The sequence below is a fragment of the Candidatus Pelagibacter sp. Uisw_101 genome, from assembly GCF_047727615.1.
Lineage (GTDB): Bacteria > Pseudomonadota > Alphaproteobacteria > Pelagibacterales > Pelagibacteraceae > Pelagibacter.
This window is the reverse complement of the sequence record NZ_CP159821.1, coordinates 486,132-508,289: the sequence shown is the minus strand read 5'-3', so window position 1 is coordinate 508,289 and position 22,158 is coordinate 486,132. Positions and strand designations below refer to the sequence as shown.

The window sequence follows — 22,158 nt, the reverse complement described above, 5'->3', positions numbered from 1 at the left end:
AATAAAAACAGAAATTGTACACTTTTAAGTTTTTTTGCTAGGATGACTGATAATTTTTTATGTTGACCTGTTAAGAAATTATAAATTAAAGAATTAGAGTTTATTTATATTAAATGGAACTAACTATTAATCAAAAACTTCAAAAAGCTCTTATTCTTCATAAAGAAGGTAAACTAGAAGAAGCTGAAACACTTTATCAAAAAATATTAAAAACTGACCTGAAACATGCAGATGCCAATTATAATTTAGGAGTTCTAAAAATTTCACTTAATAAATCAGCTGATGCTATTCCATTATTTAAAACAGCAACTGAAACACATCCAAATATAGATCAATATTGGATAAGTTATACAAATGCACTTATTAATGAAAATCAACTTAAAGAAGCTGAAGTGAGTTGTAAAAAAGCAATAGAGCTTAAACCAAAGTCTCCATCAATTTATTTTAACTTAGCAGTTACACTAAATAAACTTAAGAGATTTGATGAAGCTGAAACGAGTTATAGAAAAGCAATAGAACTTAAACCAGATTATGCTGAAGCCCACAATAATATTGGTGTAATATTATTTGGACTTAACAGATTAGATGGGGCTAAAGAAAGTTACCAAAAAGCAATAGAACTTAAACCAGATTATGCTGAAGCCCACAATAATATTGGTATAATATTATTTAGACTTAACAGATTAGATGAAGCTAAAGAAAGTTATCAAAAAGCAATAGAGCTTAAACCAAAGTCTCCATCAATTTATTTTAACTTAGCAGTTACACTAAATAAACTTAAGAGATTTGATGAAGCTGAAACGAGTTATAGAAAAGTGATAGAACTTAAACCAGATTATGCTGATGCTTATAAGAATCTAGGTATTACAATATATGATCTAGGTATAACACAGCAAAATGTAAACAGATTTGATGAAGCTATAACAAATTGTAAAAAAGCAATTGAGCTTAAACCAGATTTTGCAGAGGCTTATTGTACTCTAGGTCTTTTACAGTCGGGGCTTGATAAATTAGTTGAAGCTGAAGAAAGTTATAAAAAAGCAATTGAACTTAAACCAGATTATACTGAAGCATATAATTTTCTTGGTATTTTGTATAAACAACAAGGAAGAATGAGTTTAGCTCTGTTAAACTTTTATAAAATTTTAGAAATTAAACCTGAATACCTTCAGGCACGTTACCATTTAGTAAGTGCACTAGAGAATGAGGCAAAAATACAGTACCGTAAAGCATTTGAACAAATGACTTTAAATTCTAAACCATTTGATGCGAATTTATATAAAACCAAAGTTGTAAAGAAAAATATTTTGATAGATATTAATACTATTAAACATCTTAACAAACTATCTGAAGACACAAATAAATTGTACGGAACGTATTATAAAAAAAATAATAAAAAAAAATATTATGCTGTAAATATGGGTGCCTGTGGAATTTTTGCAAATGAATTTTATATGCAATGGAATTCACGTTTTGAAAATCAGGTTAAATTTGTTCTTATAAAACTTCAAATCAACAATGATGGTGTTCATACTTTGATTGAGTTACCAAATAAAGATTTATTCGATGGTGGCAATGGTGTTCACAAATACGATAAATATGATTTTTCAAAATTGAAACTAACGATTATGGAAAAATATAATCTAGAAACTTTAGATAAGAATACTTGGGGGCTGAGAATAACTGAACGTGATTATTGTCCCAATATTTCAGTGAACAAAATATCATTACTTATAGCAAAATATTTGGATGATATTTACTATCAACATTAATTGAAATTTATTTCAAATCTTTTCACACTATTAACATCAAGTCTATTTTAATAACTGAGTAAGCATAAGGGTTTTAGGCTGTCAGAGGCGGGTGTCGAGAGTCAGGTGTTATTTCACTGTTACAATCTGTGTCAAAGAGAAGCTAGTCAACTCTTATAAAGATATTACTGATGATAAATTTCAAGAAGCTGTTGATTACATTAACCTTTTGAAAGAGAACCCAAGTTAAGCAAGATAACATCTAAACATTAACGTGATATTAAAACATTTCCTAAAAATAAATTATCTAATGCCCCTCTTGAAAAAGAAGATAAAGCATCATGAGGTGATTCCACTATAGGTTCTCCCGGAAGATTGAAAGAAGTGTTTAATAGAATGGGGTAGCCTGTTTTTTTTTCTACCTCTAAAAGTAATAAATATAATATTTCATTATCTTTTTTATTTACTGTTTGAATCCGAGCAGTTTCGTCAAAATGAGTAATTGCAACTAGTCCTTTATCTAAAACTTTAACATTTCTCATCATAACTGGTGAGCTAGTATTAATATCAAAATATTGATTAGCTTTTTCTTCTATTACAACTGGTGCATATGGTCGATACCTATCTCTACACTTCATATAATGATCCAAAATATGTTTAGTGGTAGGACTGCTAGGGTTTGCTAAAATACTTCGATTACCTAAAGCACGGGGACCAAATTCACTTCCCCCTTGAAACCAACCAAATATTTTTTCTTTCTTAATTAAATCTGCAGCATGTTCAAATAACTCTTTATCTGAAAGAACTTTGTGAGAAAAATTATACTCTGCTACTGCTTCCATTATTTCTTCATGACTATACTTTCGACCATAATAGTCTGTTATTACTGAAGATTTTCTTTTGTAACCAAGCTGAATACTTGCTGCTAGTCCAGCTCCAATTGCTGTACCATTATCTTCAACAGATCCGTTTAAAACAACATTTTTAAATAAGTTGCTACTTTTTATTCTCTCATTAGCCACTACATTTAAAGCTACACCACCACAATAATAAAGTGTGTCTGTAGGATATTTTTCTTTAAGAATGCCAAGTAATTTTAAAATCACATCTTCAGTTTCTGACTGTACTTTCAGTGCTAAATTCTGATGATGTTTGCTATTTGATAGATCTAATTTAAATATGTTGGGCTCTTTAAAGTTTTTTTTAAGTCTTTTATAATCTACATTAACTTTCCCAGTATCTGAAATTGAAAGAATCTCTTCTTTATCAATTTGATCTTTTTCACCAAACGCAGCTAACCCCATTACTTTGCCAGCTTTATCACGTGAGCCACAACAATAAAGTGATGCCCATTCCCAATAATGACCAATACTTTGACCAAGTAATCCTCCATCTTGATTACTTTTATCAAAAGTTAGCCATGATGGGCTAAACCGGTAAATTAATAAACTTTTTTGACCATCAAACCAATAGGCTGATATCACCTCTTTGCCACCAAATTGTATGTAATCAATAACTTTAGAATGATATTTTTCCCTCACATTAAAAAGTGATCTATCGTTTTCAGGTGAACCCCCTCCATCAATAATTAAGATTATTCCTGGCTCTAAATTTCCATAATGAGCAATATATTCCATATGTGAAAAATGATGAGGCACATAAAAAGTTTCAATATATTTTTCAGGGACACCACCAATAAGATTAAACAAATCTTTGTTATTAATCTTTTTTATATTTTTATGTGTTGATATACCAATGGCCTCAATATCTGAATGATGAAAACCAGTTGCATCCAAGCAATAACTTACACAGTTTTGCATCAATTTTATATCCTGATCTAAATATAGGGCTTGTCGTTTTTGACGAGAAATTCTTTCTGCTTGAATGCTAGACTTTACCTCGCCATCAGAGATAAGAGCCACACTACCATTGTGTGCAGTATTAATTCCTAGAACTATACTCATTATTTAATTTCCTCTAATTTGACAAGTAGATTATTTAAATTTTTTCTTGCAAGGTTTTTATTTTTGAATAAAGACAAGCTTCTTCTAATGATCATCCAACCTTTATTTTCTGTTCCAATCTCGCTTATTAAATTTCTAGCATCTTTAATGATTGATGTGGCTAATACTTCAGATTCTAAAAAGTCTTCTTTTTGAAATTTGTATTGACAATAGCTCAAATTGATTAAAATTTTATCCTCTGGTTTCATTAATTTTAGAACTGTATTAATATCAATTTTATCAAAAAAAGATTTTATTAAGTAATCTATATCTTTATTTCTCTCTCCAATAATAAATAACTTAGTTAAAATTTTAATTAATTCTTTTATACCACCCTCACTTAGTAACTTGTGAGAAAATACACACCAAAGATATATAAAATAGTTAACATTTTTTTCTGTATCAAATATTTTTTTTTTACACATTTTTTCTAAAAGTTCTTTAGAAAGTTGCCAATCACCTTTGTTTATAATGTTTGAAATAGGAATAAAGTCCGGATTAAGTGCAATTTTTTTAATATAAATTTTTCTAGATTCAGCTGCTCTACCAGAATCCTTAAATAATATACTGAGATTATCATATGCTTCAAGAAACTTTGGGTTTAACTCTATCGTTTTTTTGTAACTTATTTCAGCTTTCTCTACTTGACCATTCAAATTGAATGTGACACCTAAATTGAAATGGGCCTCTACATAACTAGGATCAAACTCTATTGCTTTTTTATAACTTGCCTCAGCTTCTTCTAATCTATTAAGATTTTGTAGAACTGTACCTAAGTTATTATGAGCTTTAGCGAAATCTGGTTTGAGCTCTATTACTTTTTTGTAACTTATTTCAGCTTCTTCTAGGGTTTTTTTTGATTTGGCAATTTTATTTAATATATTACCTAAGCTAAAATGAGCATCTATAAAATTAGATTTTAACTTTATTGCTTTTTTATAACTTACTTCGGCTTCTTCTAATTTTTTAAGATTTTGTAATGCTGAACCTAAATTATAATGCACTTCAGCAAAATCTGGATTAAGTTCTATTATCTTTTTGTAACTTGTTACAGCTTCCTCAAATTGTCTTTCTTTAATAAGAGCATCAGCATAACCAATCCAAATTTGTATTACATTTGGATTAACTTCAGTAGCAATCTTAAGTAATGGCAGTGCCTCCCCTGATCTATTTAATGAAATTAATAGAAGCCCTAAATTATGATTAGCATCTACTTGTCGTGATTCAATTTTTAATATTTCTCGATAAAGATGCTCTGCTTCTTCAAGTTTACTTTCTTGATGAGCGCTAATGGCTTGGACTAAAAGTTGATTGATAGTTGCTTCCATTTTTTATTTATAGAAGACTATAAAAATTAACACCAATCATCAATCTATCCTTTTTTCCATTATAAACTGCTGAGTGAATTCGGCTAGCAGGAATAATCATTATCATACCGTTGGATGGTAAAATTTCATCATCAGGATCTTGAAGTTTAAAAATTCCTGGTTCACTACAATTTTGATCTCCTACAGAAAGATAATACTGAAGGCTGTACTTTTGATTAATTAAACCCTTAGTTTTATCAAAGTTATTTACGTGGCTATGAGGAAATGAACCACCTCCAGCAACCAAAAGATTAAAAAAGGAATCTATTATAAAGATATTTGATTTAACGGCCTGCTTCATAATATTAATCAAATCCTCTTCTACAGTTTTAATAATAGAGGAATTATTTTCAGATGATGTTTTAAATAATTGAAAATTTTCTGAATGTCTACCTTTTCCAAAAAAAACACCTTTTGTATTATTTAATTTTTTTGAACTCATTTTATTCAAACAAGTAACAAGCTCTTCTTCCACTGCTCTGCTAGAAATAAATGGATTAGATTTTAATCTTATACTAGAGCTGGTTTCACTAAGTTTATTTTTCTGATTAGATTTTTTTTCTTGTAGAATTTTCTTTAACAATTCATTTTGTCTCAACATGACACTTAAGTTTGAATGGGCATCTGTAAAATCTGGATTAAGTTCTATTGCTTTTTTATAGCTTGCTTTAGCTTCTTCAAATTTATCAAGTTGGTGTTGTGTAACACCTAAGTTGCTATGTGCTTGTACATAGTTTTGATTAAGCTCAATTGCTTTTTTGTAACATTTCTCAGCTTCTTCTAATTTATTAAATTTTAATAATATATTCCCTAAGCTATTGTAATTTTCAACATAAACTGGATTAAGTTCTATTGCTTTTTGAAAAGCTACGATAGCCTCATCAGATTTGTCAAGTTCGTGCAATGCATCACCTAAATTACTATAGACTTCAGCAAAGTCTGGTTTAAGTTCTATTACTTTTTTATAACATGCAATAGCTTCAGACAATCTTTGAAGTTTAGATAAAATGACACCTAAAATATAGTGTGCAGCAACAAATTTAGGTTTAAGTATTATTGCTTTTTTCGATATTTTTTCAGCTTCTTCAAATTGTTTTTCATTAATCAGAGCTGTAGTATAACTAACCCAAAATTGTTCAATACTAGGATTAGTTTCAACTGCAATTTTTAATAATGGTATTGCTTCTGCAGATTTATTTAATGAAATTAATAGAAGTCCTAAATTATGATTAGCGTCTACATGTTTTGGCTCGTTTTCTAATATTTCTCGATAAAGATATTCTGCATCTTTAAGTCGACCTTCTTTATGAGCTAGAATAGCGTTATTAATAGACTTTTCCATAATTAATATTATTTATCACTGGCAGCGTGGTATGACCATGGTAAAATTGCTAATTTGGTAACACATCAAATGCTAGCACTATACGTTCTTCTTGTGCTTCAAATGGAATTGTACAATGATGCAAAGAAGATGGAAACAAACATAAGCTTCCTGTAACTACATCTATGCTTTTTGTATTTTTGATTGAATCATGCATTTTATCATCTAACCCAACTACAAGATTACCACTATCAGATTTTACTTTTGGTGGTACATTTATATAGATACTTCCACTAAGCCAACCGTTTTCATGAATATGAGAGGTCAAATTACCTCCATTTTTCATAGAAATCAGCCATCCTTTAATAATATAATTTTTTGGCCAATTCTTTAAAAAACCCTCTTCACTATCTTTAAAGTGAACTACATATTTTTCTATTTCTGAATAGACAATATCTTGCATTTCTTTAGCACCTGAACCCACTTGGTTAAATATATTACCATTAGTTTGTACACCGTTTGTTAAAAGAGTTTGATGCCTAGAAGAAAAGTTACCTTGCTTTAAGAAATCTTTTGTTGGTTTCACAAATGAGTTTTTAAAATCACAAACTTTTGTTAAATCAGTTTTTAAAATATAATTAAGTGGCTCGTTACAAAATGGATTAGGTTTATTAATCTTATATTTAATTTTTGAACGGGAAATTAATGAACCAATTAAAGCATCATTATAACCTTCATTTATTAAATAATCTACATGATCATAAAAATTAGATTGTTGATCTAACTGATAGAGACCATCTAATAAAAAACTCTTACTCATTCTAAAATTACTTAATTTAAAATGTTCATTAGCAATTTTATGCTGTCTCGTTTCATTAAATATCATTCCTAAGTTAAAATGAGCAATTTCATGGTTCGGCTTAAGTTCTATTACTTTTTTTAAGCTTACTACTGCTTCTTGTAATTTATTATTATCTTTCAATATGTTGCCTAGATTATTATGAGCATCTATATAATCTGGGTTAAGTTTTATAGCTTTTTTACAACTTGCCTCTGCTTCTTCTAGTCTACCAAGTTGCTGCAAAGTAATAGCTAAATTATAATATGCTTCAATAAAGTCTGGTTTAAGCTCTATAGCTTTTTTTAAATTTTTCTCAGCCCCCTCTAGTTTATCAAGATTATTAAATATGACACCTAAATCATTATAAGCATCTATATAATCTGGGTTATGTTCTATGGCTTTCGTATAAAGTTTTTCAGCTTCTTTAAATTTTTGAAGTTTTGCAAATATAGCTCCTAAGTTCTTGTAAGCATCTATATAATCTGGTTCAAGTTCTATAGCTTTTTTGTAACATATTTCAGCCTCTTCTAGTCGATCAAGTTTCTGAAATATGGTTCCTAAATTATTATGTGCATATGCATGATCTGGTTTAAGCTGTATCACTTTTTTATAACTTACTTCTGCTTCTTCTAATTTGTTAGATTCATTGAATATATTAGCTAAGTTGTAGTGTGAATTTATATAATCTGGCATGAGTTCAATAGCTTTTTTATATCTTACTTCGGCCTCTTCTAATCTATCAAGATTATATAATGTTATACCCAAGTTATGATAAGCATCAGCATAATTTGGCTTAATCTCAATTGCTTTTTTGTAATATTTTTCAGCTTCTTCTAATCTTCCAACTCCTAATAACAGCACACCCATATTATTATTAGCATCTGGATTTTTTGGTTCGGTATCTAATATTTTTTTATAAAGTTTTTCAGCTTCTTCAAACTTACCTTCTTGATGAGCATTAATAGCCTGTTGTAATGTTTGATTAATAGTTGGTTCCATTAAATATATTTTTTCACTATATATTATTATTTAATTTTTTTTGTATTTGGCATTAAATCAAAAGAAACAATAATTCGATCTGTATCAGTCGTAAAAGGAATTGTTCTATGATGAAGAGATGATGGAAATAAAATAATATCTCCAACTTTTGGTTCGTGTGTTATTTTTAGTGAATTATTATCAAAATAATACTCTCCGTTTAAACTAAATTGTATAGCTCCTTCATTTTTATCAAGAGTTGGCACAACTTTTAAATATATAACTCCACTCAACCATCCACTTGTATGAATATGTGGGTCTTGATATCCTTGTTGTTTTAAAGTGACGTGCCACCCTCTCAAATTTTTTTTTGATGGCCATTTTTTAATAAAAGAACAAGATTCATTTTTAAATTTCAAATAGTAAGAATCAATTTCATCAATTATTATAGACTTTAGATTTTGTATTTTTTCAGAAGAATTATCAAATAAATTATCAATACTTTGAAAACCTTTTTTAGTGGTTTTACCAGAAGGCTCCCATTTTGTTTTAACTTTATGTAATTCTTCAATCATCTCTGAAATAAATAAGCTCTTATCTTTTAAATGAGATGAAAGATTTGAAACTTTTATAAAATCTAGAGGATTGTTACAAAATTTATGCGCTGTAATTTTGTTTTCTTTTTTAGAAATAAATGCAGAAAATGCAGCAACTGCTATATTTTCATCATCTAAATCAGAATTCATTTCAATGCGATTATAAATATCCTTCGTTCGACCTAAAGCATTTAAGCAAAATAAAGATCGTGATCTTGATTCTGAATTGTTACAAGTATCAAAATCTTGCAATGCACGTTCAAGCTCTCCTTTAACAAATAAAATATGACCTCTATTTAATAATGCGCCTTTAAAGTTTGGGCTTAACTCAATTGCTTTACTCTGGTACTCTGCTGATTCATCTAATCTACCAAGTTTAAACAAGATAACACCCATATTATGATAACAGCCTGCATAATCTGGTTTAATCTCTATAGCTTTTTTATAACTTTTTTCAGCTTCATCAAGTCTATCAAGTCTATGCAATGTAGATCCCAGATTATTATGAGCTTCAGCATAATCTGGTTTAATCTCTATAGCTTTTCTATAACTTTTTTCAGCTTCATCAAGTCTTCCTAGATTCTGCAGTAGTGCACCCATATTGTTATTAACATCTGGATTTTTTGGTTCAGCTTCTAATATTTTTTTATAAAGCTTTTCAGCTTTTTCAGTTTTGCCTTCTTGATGAGCGGTAACAGCTTGCTGTAATATTTGATTAATAGTTGGTTCCATTAAATATCATCATAAGGAAAGTGCATCCAACCAGTAACTATATATTTAACACCAGCCTTTAAAATTTCTCCACTGTGTGCATGAGTCCATTCAGCTGGCCAAATTAACGTTTTTCCTACTTCTGGTTTTACTCTAATATTATAATGTGGAAAATTTGTTATACCTCCCTCTTCAACATCATTTAAATAAGTCATCCAAGCAAATATTCTATGTGAATGAGAAAGCTCACTTCTCTCAGAATGAATTTTTGCAAAATGATCTCCTGGTAAATACTTTTGAATGTTAAATCCTCCTATATGAACTCTTTTAAAGTGATCCTTTATAAATGGCCATTGACCTTGATAGTCAGCATAACATTTATGCAATTCTTCCATATAATCATTAAGACTTTTAAATTTTATATTTTTTAGATCGTTTGGAGTAAGGCTAATATCTGTTGTTTTTTTAACTTTTAAGTCTTTAATTCCCCCACCAGTACCTGGGTTTTGTAATTTTTTATTTTTTTCAAATACATTAATAATTTCTTCACATAAAATATCATTTTCTATATTCCAAGATCCAATAAAATGTGGATACTGATCTTTTTGTGAAGAACTGTCTTTACTAGTATTATTTATTTTTATATCTACTCTTTTCATCTCTAAACAATTTTTAAACCTGATTGTGTAAATTCAATAGATCCCATGCCTTTATTAATAAACTTTAAACCATTTCTATGTTCGTTAAGTTTAAGAAGTAATCTACCATATCCAACCATAATTCTTTTATCATTTAAATCAAGACTCATTGCTTTTTCATAGATTATTCTAGACTCTTTTAATCTATTAAGGAGTTGAAGTGTAATAGCTAAGTTAAAATTAGAATCTAAATGTTGTGGATTAAACTCTATTGCTTTTTTGTAATATTCTCTAGCTTCTTCAATTTTATCTTGTTTACTACATATAACACCTAGGTTGTAATGAGCATCTGTATGATCTAACTTTAACTCTATTGCTTTTTTAAAACTTGCTTCAGCCTCATCTAACAAATCTTCCTCTTTCAATACGGCACCCAAGCTATTGTGAACTTCAGCATGGTTTGGCTTAAGTTCTATTACTTTTTTAAAATTTATCTTAGCCTCATCCAATCTACCAAGCTTGTAAAGTGTATTACCTAGGTTGTAATGAGCATCTAAATAATTTGAGTTAAACTCTATTGCTTTTTTAAAACTTGCTTCAGCCTCATCTAACAAATCTTCCTCTTTCAATATGGCACCTAAGTTATTGTGAGCTTCAGCAAGGTCTGGTTTAAGTTTAATTACTTTTTTAAAACTTATCTTAGCCTCATCCAATCTACCAAGTTGCTTTAGTATAATACCTAAATTGTTATAGGCTTGAGGGTAGTCTGGTTTGAGCTCTATAGCTTTTTTAAAGCTTGCTTCAGCCTTATCTGGTTTGTTAAGTTTATTAAATATTATTCCTAAGTTACTACATGCATCTGCAAAGTCTGGTTTAAGTTCTATTGCTTTTTCATAGCACACAGCAGCCTCTTCAAATTTACCCGAGCCATAGAGTAAAACACCCATATTGTTATAAATAGCTGGATGTGTTGGTTGAGCTTCTAACAATTTCTTATAAAGTATTTCAGCTTCTTCAAATTGTTTTTCATTAATCAGAGCTGTAGTATAGGTAACCCAAAATTGTTCAATACTAGGATTGGTTTCAACTGCAATTTTTAATAATGGTATTGCTTCTGTAGATTTATTTTGTGAAATTTTTAGTAGTCCTAAATTATGATTAGCATCTATTTGTGTTGGTTCAGTTTCTAATATTTTTTTATAAAGTTTTTCAGCTTCTTCAAGTTTACCTTCTTGATGAGCGGTAATAGCTTTTTTATGCAATTGATTAATAGTTGGTTCCATTAAATATCCTTAATACCATTATATACATTTATTAAATAGATATCACGACTTTTAAGAAAAAATTATTTTGGTGAAACATCAAATGCGAACACTATACGCTCTTCATTAGATTCAAATGGAATTGTATGATGTAGTAAAGAGGCTGGGAAGAAACACAAACTTCCAGTCACTACATCCATTATTTTTCTTGGATTTTGCTTTGTTTCTGTTTCAAATCCGGGCTCATTAATAACGGATAAAACTAAATTACCACTATCAGTTTTTAATTTTGGTGGCACATTTATATAAATACTGCCACTCAACCAACTATAATCGTGTATATGAGGAGATAATTTACCTCCACTTTTCATATTTATAATCCAGCCCTTAAGCTCAATGTTAGTTGGCCAATTTTTTAAAAAACCTTCATTACTATCTTTAAAATGAGCACGATATTTTTCTACTTCTAACAATATGATATCTTTAATTTTTTCTAAAGAATCATTTTCTTTATTAAACAGATTGCCAGCCGTTTGCTCGCCATTCGTTAAAAGATCTTGGCGCCTAGACGAAATATCACTTTTTTTTAAAATATCTTTTATAGGTTTGACAAAGATATTTTTAAAATCATATTCTTTAGTTAAGTCAGTTTTTAAAGCGTATTTTAATGGTTCTCCACAAAATGGATTTGATCTCTTAGTTTCAAATTTAATTTCTGAACGTGAGATGATTGAGCCCAAACTAGCATTTACCTCTCCTTCTTTTATGTGCTTATCCAATTCTTTTAAAAAAAGAGATTTATCAGCTAATTTATACAGGCATAGCAATATAAGATTGTTACTTTTTTTGGTATTTACAAGTCTAAGTATATCTATAGCTTCTTTATTCTTTCCATGAGCATACAAAATCTCACCAACATTATACTGAGCAATAGGATTAGTTGGATCCGCTACTAAAGATTGTTGATAGCTAGCAAATGCTTTTTCATATTCACCTGTTTCTTTAAAAAGTGTCCCAAGATTATTATATGCATTTGAATGCTTGGGGTCTAATTCTGTTGTTTTTTTATAATATTTTATTGCTTTAGGGTAATTTGCCATACCTTGAAAAAATACTCCAAGATTATAATGTGCACTTACATGATTGGGGTCAAGCTCTATTACTTTTTCATAAGATCTTATTATTTTTTCATCACTACTTTTCATATTTACAAGCACTATTCCTGCACAATAATGAGCATCTACAAAATTAGGATCAATTTCTAATGCTTTTAAATGGTAATCTAGTGCTTCTTGATATTTTTCCAATAAACAAAAAACTTTTCCAAGTCCATTAATTGCATTTTTATGATTTGGTTTTTGTTTAATTATTTGTTTATAATGCTGTATTGATTTTTCATATTGACCTAACGAGCAAAATACTACACCAAGATTATTATGGGTATCAATATGTTTAGGGTTAATTACAATTAATTTCTCCCAATAGTTTATTGCTTTTAGATATTCCTTTATATCCACATATATAGTAGCAACGTTAATATATGCATTTTCATAACTGGGATTAATTGTAATAACTTTCTCAAAGCAACTCAAAGCTTCATGATTTTTACCTAAAGCTTTAAATGTAAGACCAAGATTATTATGAGCATCTATAAAATTTGGATTAATTGTAATAACTTTTTCGAAATAACTTATTGCTTTTTGAGGCTCACCCAATGTTTTCAATATACTACCAAGATTATTTAGTGAACTTAGGTGATTAGGATCTCTTATTAAAATTTGATTATAAAATTTTTTTGCATCACCAAGTTCATTTTTTTGATGATTTAGAACAGCTAATTCAAAAATTTCATTTATTGTTAGGTTTTTATTTTTATCCATTTTAATAATTATTTTATTTTATAACAAATCATGAGTAGATTAAGTAAATTTAAAGCAGGCTATAAAAATTAACCCCAATCATAACTCTATCTAATTTTCCATCATAAACTGCTGAGTGTCTTCTGCTAGCAGGTATAATCACTATCGTACCGTCGGACAGTAAAATTTCTTCATCTAGATCATAAATTTTTAAATTTCCTGGTTCTTTGCAATTTTGATCTCCTACAGAAAGGTAATATGTGAGACTAAATTTTTGATTTACCAATCCATTATTTTTATCAAAATCATTTATATGTGAGTGAGGTTTAGTGCCACTTCCAGCACCATAAATATTTAAAAATGAATCTTTTATATAAATATCTGATTTAACAGCATGCTTCATAATATTGATTAAATCGTCTGCTACATTTTTTATAATCTGAGAGCTATTTTTAAGAAAATCAAATTCTGAGCATCTTCCATTACCAAATCGAGCATCTTTTGTTTTGTCTAATTCTTTAGTCTTTATTTTATAGATATCAGTAATAAGTTTTGCTTCCACTTTTCTTTTTGAAATAAATGGATTTGATATTAACCTTTTATTTGAACTTATATTGCTTAAATTACTAAAGTTTACTTTAGTTTTTTTTTCTTTTTTTTTTACATTTGAAATACGTAATAATAATTCTTTTTCTTGTAATAAAATATTTAAATTATAAGAGGCATCTTCATATTTTGGATTTATTTCTATAGCTTTTTTATAACATGCCTCTGCTTCATCTAATTTTCTAAGATCCTGAAGCAGTTTACCTAAGTTATAATAAACTTGAAAATAAAATGGATTAAACTCTATAGCCTTTCTGTAACATTTTTCTGCTTCATCTAATTTATTAAGACCTTTTAATACAACACCTAAATTGCTATGTGCCTCTTCATAATTTGGTTTAAATTCTATAGCCTTTTTGTAACATTTTTCAGCTTCATCTAATCTATTAAGATCTTTTATCACAGAACCTAAATTATTAAATGCCTCAGCATAATCGGGTTTAATCTGAATTGCTGTTTTGTAACATTTTTCAGCTTCTTCTAATCTTCCAAGCCTTTGTAATATATAACCCAAGTATTTATGGGCCTCTGCAAAATCTGGTTTAATCTGAATTGTTTTTTTAAAACATTTTTCAGCTTCTTTTAACCTTTCAAGCTTTTGTAGTGAGATACCCAAGTTATAATATGCTTCAGCATAATCAGGATTTATTTCTATTGCTTTTTTTAAACTTACAATAGCCCTTTCAAATCTATCAAGTTTTAGTAATGTGTTGCCCAGATTATTGTGTGCTTCAGCATAATCTGACTTGAGCTCTATTGCTATTTTATAGCTTTCTTCAGATTCTTCTAATCTTCCAAGTTCATTTAGTGTGATACCTAAGTTAAAATAAATTTTAGCAGAATTTACTTTCTGCTTTATAGCTTTTCTGCAGCAAGATTCAGCTTCTTCAAATTGTTTTTCATTAATTAGAGCTGTAGTGTAACTAACCCAAAATTGTTCAATACTAGGATTAGTTTCAACTGCAATTTTTAATAATGGTATTGCTTCTGCAGATTTATTTAATGAAATTAATAGAAGCCCTAAATTATGATTGGCGTCTACATGTTTTGGCTCGTTTTTTAATATTTCTCGATAAAGTTTTTCAGCTTCTTCAAGTTTACCTTCTTGATGGGCTTTAATGGATTGTTGTAATGTTTGATGAATAGTTATCTCCATAATAAATAATATTTATCATTTTAATTACTTTTTTGAAATACATAAATAAGTGCCTCTACTGGATTTCCCTTATGATATTCGTGAACACCACTTTGTTTATAATTAATTTTAAATTTCAAACGGTCTGCTAATGTATTTATGTAACTATCGCTATGTGAATACATAAGAAATGAATTCAACTCTCTATCTTTTTTTCTTCCTTCAAAAACTGAAAATATAAATTTTCCATCTTTCTTTAAAATATTTCGTATTAGAGTAAATGTATTCTCGAGATCAAAAAAATGGATCATAACAGCAGCTGCAATAACCACATCATATTGGGATGATGTTTCTTCTAAATATCTGTCTAATTCTTTATTATGTAAAGTGTCGTATAACTCTTTTTTTTTAGCTTCTGCAATCATATCTGCTGATAAATCTACACCAACCAATCTACTTGCATATGGACGGAGAAAACCCACTAAACTTCCTGTTCCACATCCCAAATCTAAAATATGCATCTTGTTTTCCTTTATGTAAGTTTGCTTAAATGCATTTTCAATTAGTTTGTGGCCTTGATATTTGCTTTTTTTTTGATTATCCCAACCATTGGATTTTGTACGGTAAAAATTTTGCATATATTTTTTTGGAGTTTTATTTGGTATATTTTTTTTTCCCATCGATGCCAATTCTAAGATTGCGCCTAAATGATCCTCAGGATATATCTTAAGAACTTGATCAAAGAGTTTGCTAGCCTCATCAAATTTATCAAGTGCTTTTAAATTTCTTCCCATATTAAAGAGGGCTTCTGGATAATCTGGTTTAATTTCTATTGCTTTTTTGAAATTAGTTGCCGCCTCCTTAGATTTATTAAGTCTCTCAAAGATAACACCCAGATCATTATAAGCCTCAATATAGTCTGCCTTAAGCTCTATTGCTTTTTTATAATTCATTTCAGACTCGTCTAATCTATTAAGTTTTTGAAGTGTGGTTCCTAAGTTGTAATACCCTCGTGCATAATTTGGATTAAGTTCTATTGTTTTTTTACAATTTATTTCAGACTCATCAAGTCTATTGAGTTTTTGAAGTGTTACTCCCAAGTTGCTATAAGCGTCAAAATAATTAGGCTTAAGTTCAATTGCTTTTTTATAACTTTCTTCAGCTTCATCAAACCTTTCAAGTTTGTCTAGTATAGCACCTAAGCTATTGTGAGCTGCAGCGAATTCTGGTTTAATCTGAATTGCTTTTTTAAAACTCGCTATAGAATCATCCCACCTATTAAGTTTTTGCACTATAGCACCTAGATTAAAATGAGCTTCAGCATAATTTGGTTTAAGCTTTATAACTTTCTGAAAATTCTTTTCAGCCTCACCTAATTTACCAAGCTTAAAATGTGTAGTGCCTAAATTGTAATAAGCTTCAATATGGTCAGGTTTAAGCTCTATAACTTTCTGAAAATTTTTTTCAGCTTCATCTAATTTACCAAGTTGGTATAATATATTGCCTAAATCATAATAGGCTTCCATAAAGTCTGGTTTAAGTTCCATTGTTTTTTTACAACTCGTTTCTGCCTCATCTAATTTGCCAAGTTTAAGAAGTAAAATACTCAAGTTTTTATTGGCATCTAAATTTGTTGGTTCGGTATCTAATATTTTTTTATAAAGTTTTTCAGCTTCTTCAAACTTACCTTCTTGATGAGCATTAATAGCCTGTTGTAATGTTTGATTAATAGTTGGTTCCATTAAATATATTTTTTCACTATATATTATTATTTAATTTTTTTTGTATTTGGCATTAAATCAAAAGAAACGATAATTCTATCTGTATCAGTCGTAAAAGGAATTGTTCTATGATGAAGAGATGATGGAAATAAAATAATATCTCCGACTTTTGGTTCGTGTGTTATTTTTGGTGAATTATTATCAAAATAATGTTCTCCGTTTAAACTAAATTGTATAGCTCCTTCATTTTTACCAAGAGTTGGCACAACTTTTAAATATATAACTCCACTCAACCATCCACCTGTATGAATATGTGGGTCTTGATATCCTTGTTGTTTTAGATTTACAAACCATGCGTATAAGTTTTCTTTTGATGGCCATTTTTTAATAAAAGAACAAGATTCATTTTTAAATTTCAAATAGTAAGAATCTATTTCATCAATTATTATAGACTTTAGATTTTGTATTTTTTCAAAAGAATTATCAAATAGATTATCAAAACTCTGAAAACCTTTTTTAGTGGTTTTACCAGAAGGCTCCCATTTTGTTTTAACTTTATATAATTCTTCAATTACCTCTGAAATAAATAGGCTCTTATCTTTGAAATGAGATGAAAGATTTGAAACTTTTATAAAATCTAGAGGATTGTTACAAAATTTATGTGCTGTAATTTTGCTTTCCTTTTTAGAAATAAATGCAGAAAATGCAGCAACTGCTATATTTTGATCCTCTAATTCAGAATTTATTTCAATTCGTTTATAAATATCTTTAGTTCGACCTAAGGCATGCAAGGTATACAAAGATCGTGATTTTGATTCTGAATTGTTACAAGTATCAAAATCTTGCAATGCACGTTCAAATTCACCCTTATTAAATAAAACTTGACCTCTATTTATTAATGCGCCTTTAAAGTTTGGGCTTAACTCAATTGCTTTTGTAAAGCATGCTTCAGCTTCACTTAATCTATTAAGTTCTTTCAATCCAACACCTAGATTGTTATGAGCTACAGTGAAATCTGATTTAAGCTCAATTGCTTTTTTACAGCTAAATATAGAATCGTCCCATTTACCAAGTTTTTGCATCATGGTACCCAGATTATAATGACCTTGAGCAAAATTAGGTTCTAACTCAGTTGATTTTTTATAGCTTTTCTCTGCTTCTTCGTGTCTTTCAAGTTTATCATATAAATTACCTAAATTATAATGGCTTCTCGAATAATCTGGATTTATTTCTATTGCTTTTTTATAGTATACTTCAGCTTCGTCTAATCTTTCAAGATTCTGAAGTGTAATACCTAAGTTGTAATAAGGTTCTAAATATTCTGGTTTAAGCTCTATTGCTTTTTTAAAAATTGCTTCGGCCTCATCAGGTTTGTTAAGTTTATTAAATATTATTCCTAAGTTGTTGTGTGCTTCTGCAAAGTCTGGATTAAGTTCTATGATTTTCTTATAAATTATCTCAGCTTCTAAAAATCTACCAAGTCTTTGCATTATAATACCTAAATTGTTATGAGCATCTTGATAATCTGGCTTGAACTCTATAGCTTTCTTATAGTGCACTACAGCCTCTTCTAATCTACCCAAGCCATAAAGAAGAACCCCCACATTATTATGAGTAGCTGGATGTGTTGGTTCAGTTTCTAATATTTTTTTATAAAGTTTTTCAGCTTCTTCAAGTTTACCTTCTTGATGAGCGGTAATAGCTTTTTTATGCAATTGATTAATAGTTGGTTCCATTAAATATCCTTAATACCATTATATACATTTATTAAATAGATATCACGACTTTTAAGAAAAAATTATTTTGGTGAAACATCAAATGCGAACACTATACGCTCTTCATTAGATTCAAATGGAATTGTATGATGTAGTAAAGAGGCTGGGAAGAAACACAAACTTCCAGTCACTACATCCATTATTTTTCTTGGATTTTGCTTTGTTTCTGTTTCAAATCCGGGCTCATTAATAACGGATAAAACTAAATTACCACTATCAGTTTTTAATTTTGGTGGCACATTTATATAAATACTGCCACTCAACCAACTATAATCGTGTATATGAGGAGATAATTTACCTCCACTTTTCATATTTATAATCCAGCCCTTAAGCTCAATGTTAGTTGGCCAATTTTTTAAAAAACCTTCATTACTATCTTTAAAATGAGCACGATATTTTTCTACTTCTAACAATATGATATCTTTAATTTTTTCTAAAGAATCATTTTCTTTATTAAACAGATTGCCAGCCGTTTGCTCGCCATTCGTTAAAAGATCTTGGCGCCTAGACGAAATATCACTTTTTTTTAAAATATCTTTTATAGGTTTGACAAAGATATTTTTAAAATCATATTCTTTAGTTAAGTCAGTTTTTAAAGCGTATTTTAATGGTTCTCCACAAAATGGATTTGATCTCTTAGTTTCAAATTTAATTTCTGAACGTGAGATGATTGAGCCCAAACTAGCATTTACCTCTCCTTCTTTTATGTGCTTATCCAATTCTTTTAAAAAAAGAGATTTATCAGCTAATTTATACAGGCATTTCAATAAGAGGTCCCTACTTTTTTTTGTATTAATTTTTCTAAGGTATTTTATAGCTTCTATGTTTTTTCCATTAGAGTATGATAACTCTCCCAGGTTAAAAAGTGTCAAAATATTAGATCTATCTAAAGCTAAAGCTTCTTGATAGTAAACTGATGCTTTTTCATATTCACCTGTTTCTTTAAAAAGTGTCCCAAGATTATTATGTGCATTTGAATGCTTGGGGTTAAGCTCTATTGTTTTTTCATAATATTTTATTGCTTTAGGGTAATTTGCCATACCTTGAAAAAATACTCCAAGATTATAATGTGCACCTGCATGATTAGGGTCAAGCTCTATTACTTTTTCGTAAGAGCTTATTGCTTTTTGATTATTACTTTTCATTAATCCTAGTGTTGTACCAAGGCAATAATGAGCATCTACAAAATTAGGATCAATTTCTAATGCTTTTAAATGGTAATCTAATGATTCTTGATACTTTTCTAATTTGTTAAATAGCTTTCCAAGACTATTAAGTGCTGTTACATGATTGGGAATAGCTTTAATGACTTTTTCATAAAAAATTATTGATTTTCTATAATCACCTAAAAGATAAAATACTACTCCAAGATTGAAAAGAGCATCCATATGATTTGGGTTAATCTTAATTGTTTTTTCATAACAAGTTTTGGCATTTTCATGCTCGCCTAAAATTTCAAGTATGACACCAAGATTGTTATGTGCATTTTCATAATTAGGATCGATTTTAATTGCTTTTTCATAGCAAATTTTTGCTTTTTCATATTCTTTTAAATTCTTAAATATTGATCCAAGACTATTATGAGGATCGGGAAGATTTGGATTAATTACAATTACTTTATTGAAAGATCTTATTGCTTCTTGATTCCTTCCCAAGCTTCTAAGCATAATACCAAAGTTATAGTGTGCATTTTCATCATTAGGACTAATTTCAATCGCTTTTTCATAGCAAATTTTTGCTTTTTGTACCTCTCCTAGTACTTTGAGTACACTACCAAGATTGGTTAATGAACCTACGTGATTAGGGTCTATTTTTAAAATTTGATTGTAAAGTTCTTGAGCAACATCAAGATTATCTTTTTTTTGATTTTCAATGGCTAATGCAAATGTTTCCTCTAAATTCATACCTTCTAGCGTTTTAAGTTATTTAGTTTTAGCTCTAAAATCGTAATTAATAACTCTTTTAAATATATAAGAAAAAGTGAAAGTTGCCATGAAAAAACTTTTCATCTTTTTAATTTTACGGCGACCTGTTTTGTAAAAAATGAAACTGCAATTACCTCATAACTATAACCAAAATTACTACAAAATTCATTTAAGGCTTTATATTCATCTTCTTCCCATTTATCATTTGATATAAACTCATCAAAAACTAAAATTGTTTTTTCATCAATTACTTTATCTGAATTATTTAATGCACACAAAGTGGAGGAATATAAATCAGCATCAAAATTTATTAATGAAGCTATAGGTCTTTTTTCTGAAAAGAAATCTTCAAGTGTATCTTCAAATTTACCAACTATAAATTTTCCTCCTTCAATTTTTGGTATTGCCCCAAAGCTAGAATAGTTACCTTTTGGTTCGTTATGCCAAGCTTCTGGAATTCCTGTGAAAGTATCAAATCCATAACCTTTTTTAAAAGTATTAATTAAATGTTTAAAAGAAATTCCATACCAAACACCAAATTCATAAAACGGTCTTGTTTTTTCAGTTAATTCTATAACAGCATCAAAAAATTTCCATCTATTAAAAAATAATTTTGGTAATTTGGGAAGAGAAAAAACCCACTTAACAGATCTTGCATATGGATTTTGTGAATGAGGTGAGGCAAGTATAGAATTGAATTCATCAAAATTTCCCTTGTAACCTTGTAGGGCACCTATCATAATTTTTGCATTAATATAAGTGTTGTCAATTTTATTTATTTTCTTAAATATTATTAAAGCCTCATCAATACCTGTGGCACAACCTTGGGAGTTCCAATGTGCACCTGTAAAATCAGGATTAATTTCAATTGCTTTTTTAAAATAATCTCTTGATTTATAATCTTCATTCAATTCATGATACACATGACCAAGGTTATTAAGTCCCCTTGTATTTTTAGGATCAATCTTTATTGTTTTTTCATAACAGTTTTTTGCTTTTTCATATTTTCCTAATTCATGAAAAATTACTCCAAGATTATAATTTGCTTCTGTAAAATCAGGATTAATTTCAATTGCTTTTTCAAAACAACTTATTGCTTTTTTATGCTCACCTAGTTTTTTAAAGATATTGCCAAGATTGTTATGTGCAATTGTGTAATTAGGCTCTATTATAATTACTTTTTCATAACAATCTTTTGCCTTATCATCTTCTGCTAATTCTTGAAAAATTATCCCAAGATTAATATGTGGGCTTATATAATTGGGATCTATTGTAATCGCTTTTTCATAACAGCTTATTGCTTTTTGAATTTCACCTTTTTTTTTAAAAATATTTCCCATGTTATAATGTGTGATTGGGTAATTTGGATTTATTTCAATTACCTTTTCATAATAACTTTTTGCTTTTTCATCTTCACCTAATACCCTTGATATACTTCCAAGATTGTTTATTGAACTTATGTTATTAGGATCTATTTTTAAAATTTGATTATAAAGTTCTTGAGCAGCTTCGATATTGTTTTCTTTATAATTTTTAACAGCAAGAGAAAAGAGTTCATCTATAGTAAGGTCATTATATTTAATCATTATAATTAATTATTATAATTTTTAGAATATAAAATGATATTAACAAATGATAAGCTAACTCAAAATTATTAATATTAATAAAC

14 protein-coding genes are annotated in these 22,158 nt (G+C 28.8%); 1 reads left to right on the top strand and 13 read right to left on the bottom strand.

The window, feature by feature from the left end:
- Positions 1-113 precede the first annotated feature (113 nt).
- Positions 114-1,772, top strand: a complete 1,659-nt coding sequence (locus ABXT48_RS02600; protein WP_415303215.1) for a tetratricopeptide repeat protein — start codon at positions 114-116, stop codon at positions 1,770-1,772.
- Between the two features lie 248 nt (positions 1,773-2,020).
- On the opposite strand, the gene ABXT48_RS02595 is transcribed toward ABXT48_RS02600, so the two are convergent.
- From ABXT48_RS02595 to ABXT48_RS02535, 13 genes are all read right to left on the bottom strand, one after another.
- The gene (locus ABXT48_RS02595; RefSeq protein ID WP_415303213.1) at positions 2,021-3,715 is read right to left on the bottom strand and encodes a carbamoyltransferase C-terminal domain-containing protein; all 1,695 of its coding nucleotides are present in this window, start codon (positions 3,713-3,715) and stop codon (positions 2,021-2,023) included.
- The gene (locus ABXT48_RS02590) at positions 3,715-5,082 is read right to left on the bottom strand and encodes a tetratricopeptide repeat protein (RefSeq protein WP_415303211.1); all 1,368 of its coding nucleotides are present in this window, start codon (positions 5,080-5,082) and stop codon (positions 3,715-3,717) included. The genes ABXT48_RS02595 and ABXT48_RS02590 overlap by 1 nt, the downstream gene beginning before the upstream one ends.
- A gap of 7 nt (positions 5,083-5,089) precedes the next feature.
- Positions 5,090-6,463, bottom strand: coding sequence for a tetratricopeptide repeat protein (locus ABXT48_RS02585; RefSeq protein ID WP_415303209.1), 1,374 nt, complete (start codon positions 6,461-6,463; stop codon positions 5,090-5,092).
- Between the two features lie 49 nt (positions 6,464-6,512).
- Complete coding sequence (locus ABXT48_RS02580) at positions 6,513-8,282, bottom strand: tetratricopeptide repeat protein (protein WP_415303207.1); 1,770 nt, start codon at positions 8,280-8,282, stop codon at positions 6,513-6,515.
- A 26-nt stretch (positions 8,283-8,308) separates the two neighbouring features.
- The gene (locus ABXT48_RS02575) at positions 8,309-9,589 is read right to left on the bottom strand and encodes a tetratricopeptide repeat protein (RefSeq protein ID WP_415303205.1); all 1,281 of its coding nucleotides are present in this window, start codon (positions 9,587-9,589) and stop codon (positions 8,309-8,311) included.
- Positions 9,589-10,227 carry a 2OG-Fe(II) oxygenase gene (locus ABXT48_RS02570; protein ID WP_415286923.1) on the bottom strand — a complete coding sequence of 213 codons (639 nt, stop codon included), beginning with the start codon at positions 10,225-10,227 and terminating at the stop codon, positions 9,589-9,591. The genes ABXT48_RS02575 and ABXT48_RS02570 overlap by 1 nt, the downstream gene beginning before the upstream one ends.
- A 2-nt stretch (positions 10,228-10,229) precedes the next feature.
- Positions 10,230-11,489, bottom strand: a complete 1,260-nt coding sequence (locus ABXT48_RS02565) for a tetratricopeptide repeat protein (protein WP_415286922.1) — start codon at positions 11,487-11,489, stop codon at positions 10,230-10,232.
- A gap of 62 nt (positions 11,490-11,551) precedes the next feature.
- Complete coding sequence (locus ABXT48_RS02560; RefSeq protein WP_415303203.1) at positions 11,552-13,348, bottom strand: tetratricopeptide repeat protein; 1,797 nt, start codon at positions 13,346-13,348, stop codon at positions 11,552-11,554.
- 49 nt (positions 13,349-13,397) lie between these two features.
- The gene (locus ABXT48_RS02555; RefSeq protein ID WP_415303201.1) at positions 13,398-15,089 is read right to left on the bottom strand and encodes a tetratricopeptide repeat protein; all 1,692 of its coding nucleotides are present in this window, start codon (positions 15,087-15,089) and stop codon (positions 13,398-13,400) included.
- A 20-nt stretch (positions 15,090-15,109) separates the two neighbouring features.
- On the bottom strand, positions 15,110-16,810 hold the full coding sequence (locus tag ABXT48_RS02550) for a tetratricopeptide repeat protein (RefSeq protein WP_415286918.1): 1,701 nt from the start codon (positions 16,808-16,810) through the stop codon (positions 15,110-15,112).
- A 26-nt stretch (positions 16,811-16,836) separates the two neighbouring features.
- Complete coding sequence (locus tag ABXT48_RS02545; RefSeq protein WP_415303199.1) at positions 16,837-18,525, bottom strand: tetratricopeptide repeat protein; 1,689 nt, start codon at positions 18,523-18,525, stop codon at positions 16,837-16,839.
- 62 nt (positions 18,526-18,587) lie between these two features.
- Positions 18,588-20,468 (bottom strand): tetratricopeptide repeat protein, encoded by a 1,881-nt coding sequence (locus tag ABXT48_RS02540; protein ID WP_415286916.1) that lies wholly within the window; start codon positions 20,466-20,468, stop codon positions 18,588-18,590.
- Positions 20,469-20,569: 101 nt separating this feature from the next.
- Positions 20,570-22,075: a protein arginine N-methyltransferase gene (locus ABXT48_RS02535; protein ID WP_415286915.1), complete on the bottom strand. Its 1,506-nt coding sequence runs from the start codon at positions 22,073-22,075 to the stop codon at positions 20,570-20,572.
- Positions 22,076-22,158: the final 83 nt, after the last annotated feature.